The organism is Mameliella sp. AT18 (assembly GCF_028807275.1).
In the GTDB taxonomy this organism is placed as follows: domain Bacteria; phylum Pseudomonadota; class Alphaproteobacteria; order Rhodobacterales; family Rhodobacteraceae; genus Antarctobacter; species Antarctobacter albus.
Genome location: NZ_JARAMO010000320.1, coordinates 1 through 6,741, shown reverse-complemented (window position 1 = coordinate 6,741; position 6,741 = coordinate 1). Strand labels below are relative to the sequence as shown.

The 6,741-nt window shown below is 65.0% G+C and carries 5 protein-coding genes and 1 pseudogene; all 6 read left to right on the top strand.

The window, feature by feature from the left end; genetic code table 11:
- On the top strand, positions 1–678 hold a 678-nt coding region (locus tag PVW46_RS27465; protein WP_500862260.1), incomplete at its 5' end, for a DNA mismatch repair MutL family protein.
- Positions 675–1,844, top strand: a complete 1,170-nt coding sequence (locus tag PVW46_RS27460) for a DNA recombination protein RmuC (RefSeq protein ID WP_069210404.1) — start codon at positions 675–677, stop codon at positions 1,842–1,844. The genes PVW46_RS27465 and PVW46_RS27460, both read left to right, overlap by 4 nt.
- Positions 1,845–1,920: 76 nt before the next feature.
- Positions 1,921–2,103 (top strand): hypothetical protein, encoded by a 183-nt coding sequence (locus PVW46_RS27455; RefSeq protein ID WP_069210403.1) that lies wholly within the window; start codon positions 1,921–1,923, stop codon positions 2,101–2,103.
- A 416-nt stretch (positions 2,104–2,519) separates the two neighbouring features.
- On the top strand, positions 2,520–5,177 hold the full coding sequence (gene aceE / locus PVW46_RS27450) for a pyruvate dehydrogenase (acetyl-transferring), homodimeric type (RefSeq protein ID WP_043145978.1): 2,658 nt from the start codon (positions 2,520–2,522) through the stop codon (positions 5,175–5,177).
- A 10-nt stretch (positions 5,178–5,187) separates the two neighbouring features.
- Positions 5,188–6,462, top strand: a pseudogene (aceF, locus tag PVW46_RS27445) (dihydrolipoyllysine-residue acetyltransferase); the annotation flags it as partial.
- A 10-nt stretch (positions 6,463–6,472) separates the two neighbouring features.
- The coding region (locus tag PVW46_RS27440) for a biotin/lipoyl-containing protein (protein WP_338020552.1) at positions 6,473–6,741 on the top strand (269 nt) is incomplete at its 3' end.

The window sequence follows — 6,741 nt, the reverse complement described above, 5'->3', positions numbered from 1 at the left end:
GAGGTCCCGGATCAGGTCCGGGACGGGGGTGCGGACCACCGCCCCGCTCATGGCCCGAATGACGGCGAGGTCCCGGGGCAGGCCCGGGACGGGGTCTCGCTGCCCCTGGGGGCGGCGCGGGGACAGGTGCATGAGAATTACATCATCGCCCAGACCGAGGACGGCGTGGTGATCGTCGACCAGCACGCGGCGCATGAGCGGCTGGTCTATGAAAAGCTGAAACGGCAGATGGCGGAAAAGGGTGTGCCCGCGCAGGGATTGCTGATCCCCGAGGTCGTCGACCTGTCGCCGGACGATGCCGCCCGGCTGCTGGCGCGGGCCGAGGACCTGGAGCGCATGGGCCTGCGGATCGAACCCTTTGGCGCCGGGGCGATTGCCGTGCGCGAAACACCCGCGATCCTGGGCGAGGTCAACGCCGAGGCGCTGGTGCGCGACATCCTTGACGAATTGTCGGACACCGGCGACAGCGGGTTGTTGCAGGAGCGGATCGAGGCGATCCTGTCGCGCATGGCCTGTCACGGCTCTGTCCGCTCGGGCCGCGTGATGCGGGCCGAGGAGATGAACGCGCTGTTGCGCGAGATGGAGGCGACGCCGCATTCCGGCCAGTGCAACCACGGGCGGCCCACCTACGTCGAGTTGAAACTGGCGGACATCGAGCGGCTGTTCGGGCGCACATGATCGAGATCGGCGGCGTCGCGTACAGCCTTGATGATCCTGTGGTGCTGGTGGTGTTGGGCGGCGGCGGTGTTGTCCTGCTCATGTTGCTCTTGCTGGTGCTGGCGGTGCGGGCGGCGGGACGTGCGGCACGGGCCAGCGCGCCGGTGCTGCAGCACGTCAGCCACCTGTCGCACCGGGTGCAGGGCCTGTCCGAGGGGCAGGAACGCCTGGCCGGGGGACTGCACCATGTCACCGAGGCGCAGGCCAGCAGCCAGACCGCGATGCTGGAGCTGATGGAACGGCGGCTGGCCGAGGTGCAGGAGCGCATGGGGGAATCGCTGCACGGCTCTGCCCGGCGCACGGCGCGGTCCCTGGGCGAATTGCAGGAACGCTTGCAGGCCATCGACAAGGCGCAGGCCAATATCACCAAGCTGTCGGGCGACGTGCTGTCCTTGCAGGACATTCTATCGAACAAGCAGACGCGCGGCGCCTTTGGCGAGATCCAGCTGCGCGAGATCGTGGGCAAGGCGCTGCCCGCCGATTCCTTTACCCTGCAGGCCACGCTGTCGAACGGGCGGCGGGCCGATTGCCTGATCCACATGCCGCAGCCGCCGGGACCCATCGTCGTGGACGCCAAGTTCCCGTTGGAAGGCTATGAGGCGCTGATGCAGGCCGAGGGCAAGGAGATGCAGGCGCGCGCGGCGCAGGCCTTTCGCCTGTCGGTGCGCAAACACATCCGGGACATTGCCGCGCGCTATATTATCGAGGGGGAGACTGCCGAGGGCGCGCTGATGTTCCTGCCTTCCGAGGCGGTCTATGCGGAACTGCACGCACGCTTTCCCGAGGTGGTGCGCGAGGGGTTCGAGGCGCGGGTCTGGATCGTCTCGCCCACCACCTGCATGGCGACCCTGAACACGCTGCGCGCGGTGCTGAAGGACGCGCGGATGAAGGAACAGGCGGGGGCGATCCGGCGCGAGCTGGCGTTGCTTTATGGCGATGTCGAGCGTCTGACGGGACGGGTGGCGAACCTGGACCGGCATTTCGGGCAGGCGGCGCGGGACATCGAGGAAATCAAGATCAGCGCCGACAAGGCGGGCAGGCGGGCACACCGGCTGGACCAGTTCGATTTCGAAGAGGTCGAGGCGCCGAAAATCCCGGTCCTGCGGCTGGGCGATCCGGCGGAATAGGCGCTTTTGCGCTGTGGGCGCGGTTCTGCCCGAACGGTGCCCAATTCCTGCCCTTTCCACCGCCTAGACCGGCGGCATGAGCGACAAGAACACGATCGATTTCCGCAGTACGGACCATTGGCATCGAAAGAAGCGGCGGCAGTGGCTGTTCCTGGCGGTGCTTGCGGGGATCACGGCGCTGGCATGGGGGCTTGTCCTGACGCGCGAGGCGCCCGGCCCGACGGGGCAGACGGCCGCTGTGGTGCGGGCGCAGCGCTAGGACGCGACGGCGCCGTACATATCGCCTCAGTTGAATGTCGTCAGACCGGTTGAACCGAATGCGGTTCAGCGCGTTATACTCAAAGAGAATCGCGGGGTTGCGCAGGAATCCGGACGTGGTCGACAGAACCGCGCCGGTATCCCGCCCGCGTGGCACCGCCCCGAACCCGGGGCGGGAGGAGGTGTCGGATGCGCGAGGGAGGTTGTTTAGCATTAAACAAAGTGTCATGCGCTGGGTGCATGGATGTTATGCAGCTACGCGCCTGCCGCGAGGGCACGTGGACTGATACACCCTGCTCAACCGTCGGGAGGATTGGGAGAGACGGGGCGGACGCCGGTTGCACCCCAATATCAAACCTGATTGTTCAAGATTAAACCAATCGCGCCGCGCCGGGCGCAGCAAAGGGAAGAGGGCATATGAAAGATACCCCCCAGGACGTCGATCCCGTCGAGAGCCAGGAATGGCAAGACGCGATCGAGGACGTGATCGAGCGTGACGGGGCAGACCGCGCGCATTTCCTGCTCGACAAGGCGGTACAAAGCGCCCGGGCCGCAGGGGCGCGTCTGCCCTTCTCGGCCACCACGCCCTACCAGAACACCATCTCGCCGGATGACGAGGTCGACGTACCCGGCGATACCGAGATGGAATGGCGCATCCGCACCATCAACCGCTGGAACGCGATGGCGACAGTGGTCAAGCGCAACAAGGAATCGAGCGAATACGGCGGGCATATCGCCTCCTTTGCCTCTTCCGCAGCACTGTACGACATCGGTCTGAACCACTTCTGGCGCTCGAAGTCCGCGATCCACGGCGGCGACCTGGTGTTTTTCCAGGGCCACGTCATCCCGGGCATCTACGCGCGCTCCTTCATGGAGGGGCGGATCAGCGAGGAAGAGCTGAAGAACTTCCGCTCCGAGGTGAACGGCGGCGGGCTGTCGTCCTATCCGCACCCCTGGTTGATGCCGGACTACTGGCAGTTCCCGACCGTCAGCATGGGCCTTGGCCCGCTGATGGCGATCTACCAGGCGCGGTTCATGAAATACCTCGAGAATCGCGGGCTGATCGAAAAGCAGGACCGCAAGGTCTGGGCCTTCCTCGGCGATGGCGAGATGGACGAGCCGGAAAGCATCGGCGCCATCCACCTGGCCGCGCGCGAGGGGCTGGACAACCTGATCTTTGTCATCAACTGCAACCTGCAGCGTCTTGACGGGCCGGTGCGCGGCAACTCGAAGATCGTGCAGGAACTTGAGGGCAACTTCCGCGGCTCGGGCTGGGACGTGATCAAGCTGCTCTGGGGCCGGGGCTGGGACGAGCTGCTGGAACAGGACACCTCCGGCAAGCTGCGCCAGCTGATGGACGAGACCATCGACGGCGACTACCAGACCTTCAAGTCCAAGGACGGCGCCTATATCCGCAAGCATTTCTTCGGCAAGTACCCGGAGACCGCGGAACTGGTGAAAGACTGGACCGACGACCAGATCTGGGCGCTGCGCCGGGGCGGTCACGATCCGAAAAAGGTCTACAACGCCTTCAAGCGCGCCACCGAGGCCGAGGGCCAGCCGACCGTCCTGCTGGTCAAGACGGTCAAGGGCTATGGCATGGGCACCGCCGGTGAGGGGCAGAACACCACCCACCAGCAGAAGAAGATGCAGCTGGACCAGCTCAAGGCGATGCGCGACCGGTTCAAGATCCCGGTCACGGATGAAGAGCTGGAAAAGGACATCCCCTTTGTCAGTCTGAACAACGCGCAGAAAGCCTACCTGGCCGAGCGGCGCAAGGAGCTGGGCGGGGCTTTCCCGAAACGCTCGACCGAGGCGCCCAAGCTGGAAATCCCCGGCCTGGACAAGTTCAAGGGCCAGCTGGAATCGACGGGCGACCGCGAGATTTCCACCACGATGGCCTTTGTCCGCATCCTGACCACGCTGTTGCGCGACAAACAGGTGGGCAAGCAGGTGGTGCCGATCGTGCCCGACGAAAGCCGTACCTTCGGCATGGAGGGCCTGTTCCGCTCGGTGGGCATCTACAACCCGAAGGGCCAGCAGTACACACCCGAAGACCGTGAACAGATGTCCTATTACAAGGAATCGGAAAACGGCCAGGTGCTGCAGGAGGGCATCAACGAAGCCGGTGCAATGGCCGACTGGATCGCGGCGGCAACCGCCTATTCCAACCACGGCGTGCCGATGATCCCCTTCTACATCTACTACTCGATGTTCGGGTTCCAGCGGATCGGCGACCTGGCCTGGGCGGCGGGCGACAGCCGGGCGCGCGGCTTCATGCTGGGCGGGACCGCTGGGCGGACCACGCTGAACGGCGAGGGCCTGCAGCACGAGGATGGCCACAGCCATATCCTGGCGGGCACGATCCCGAACTGCATCAGCTATGACCCGACCTTCAGCTACGAGGTCGCGGTGATCGTGCAGCACGGGTTGCAGCGGATGTTCGTCGATCAGGAGGACGTGTTCTTCTACCTCACCCTGATGAACGAGAACTATCAGCATCCCGACATGCCGATGGGCGCCGAAGAGGGAATCATCAAGGGGCTGTACCGCTTCCGCAAGACGGCCAACCCGGCCAAGAAGCACGTCAACCTGATGGGCTCGGGCACGATCCTGGTGCAGGCGATCAAGGCCGCCGACATGCTGCAGGAAGATTTCGGTGTGACCTCGGACATCTGGTCGGCGACCTCGTTCAACGAACTGGCGCGCGATTGCCAGGACGTGGCGCGGCACAACCGGCTGAATCCCTTTGCCGAGCAGAAAACCTCTTACGCGGGGCAGGTGCTGGCGAACATCACCGGGCCGACCATCGCCGCCACCGACTACATGAAGAACTACGCCGAGCAGATCCGGGCCTGCGTGCCGGGGCGCTACACGGTGCTGGGCACGGACGGTTTCGGCCGGTCGGACAGCCGCGTGAACCTGCGACGCTTCTTCGAGGTGGACGCCAATCACATCGCCGCGGCGGCGATGGTGGACCTTTGGCGCGAGGGGGCTGTTTCGGACAAGGATCTGGAGGCAGCGCTGAAGAAATACGACATCGACGGCGGCAAGCCGAACCCGCGTCTGGTCTGATACGGCGCACGAGGAGACAGGAAATATGACCGTAGAAGTAAAAGTGCCGGATATCGGCGATTTCAGCGATGTGCCGGTGGTGACGGTCCTGGTGAGCGTGGGCGACACGATTGCCGAGGAAGACCCGATTGTCGAACTGGAGTCGGACAAGGCGACGATGGAAGTGCCCTCTTCTGCCGCGGGCGTGGTGAAGGAGATCAAGGTTGCCGAGGGGGACAAGGTGTCCGAAGGCGCGGTGATCCTGATCGTCGAGGCGGACGGCGCCCCGGCGGCCAAGGAAGAGCCCAAGGCCGAGGCGCCGAAGGCCGAAGCGCCCAAGGCGGCGGCGCCTGCCGCGGCCCCCGCGCCGGCGCCGAAGACGGATGCCGGGTTCTCCAAGGTGCATGCCTCGCCGTCGGTCCGGGCTTATGCCCGCCGGGTCGAGGTGGACCTGAACAAGGTGAACGGATCGGGCCGTAAGGGCCGCATCCTGCGCGAGGACGTGGAAAAGGCGCTGAAGGCGCAGACCGCCCCGGCGGCAGCCGGGGGCGGTGCCGTGTCCGGTGGCATGGGCATCCCGCCGATCCCGGCGGTGGACTTCTCCAAGTTCGGGCCCGTGGAAGAGGTGGAGATGAGCCGGATCAAGAAGATCTCCGGCCCCGCGCTGCACCGGTCCTGGCTGAACATCCCGCATGTCACCCACAACGACGAGGCGGACATCACCGACCTGGACAAGTACCGCAAGGAAATGGACACGATGGCCAAGGAAAACGGCTATCGCGTCACCCTCCTGTCCTTTGTCATCAAGGCCAGCGTCTCGGCGCTGAAAGAGCACTGGGAGTTCAACTCGTCCATCCATCCGGACGGGGACAAGCTGATCAAGAAGGACTTCTACAACATCGGTTTCGCGGCGGACACGCCGAACGGGCTGATGGTGCCGGTGATCAAGGACGCCGACCGCAAGGGGCTGGTCGACATTTCCAAGGAGCTGATGGAACTGTCGAAGGCCGCGCGCGACGGCAACCTGAAGTCCAAGGACATGCAGGGCGCGACCTTCACCATCTCGTCGCTGGGCGGGATCGGCGGGACCTCGTTCACGCCCATCGTGAACGCGCCGGAGGTGGCGATCCTCGGGCTGACCCGGTCCAAGATGCAGCCGGTCTGGAACGGTGAGGAATTCGTGCCGCGCCTGATGCAGCCGCTGTCGCTGTCCTATGACCACCGTGCCGTCGACGGTGCCTTGGCCGCGCGCTTTGTCGTGACGCTCAAGACGCTGCTGGGCGACATGCGCAAGTTGATGTGGTGAGGTGAGGACGATGGAAGTCAAAGTACCCGATATCGGTGATTTCACCGAGGTGCCCGTCGTTGCGATCCTGGTCAGCGTGGGCGACACAGTCAGCGAGGAAGACCCGCTGATCGAACTGGAAAGCGACAAGGCCACGATGGAAGTGCCTTCGCCCGCCGCGGGCAAGGTGGTGGAAATCAAGGTCTCGGAAGGCGACAAGGTCGGCGAAGGATCGGTGATCCTGGTGCTGGAAGGCGCGGATGCCGGTGCGGAGGCGCCGAAGGACGAGGCTCCCGCCGC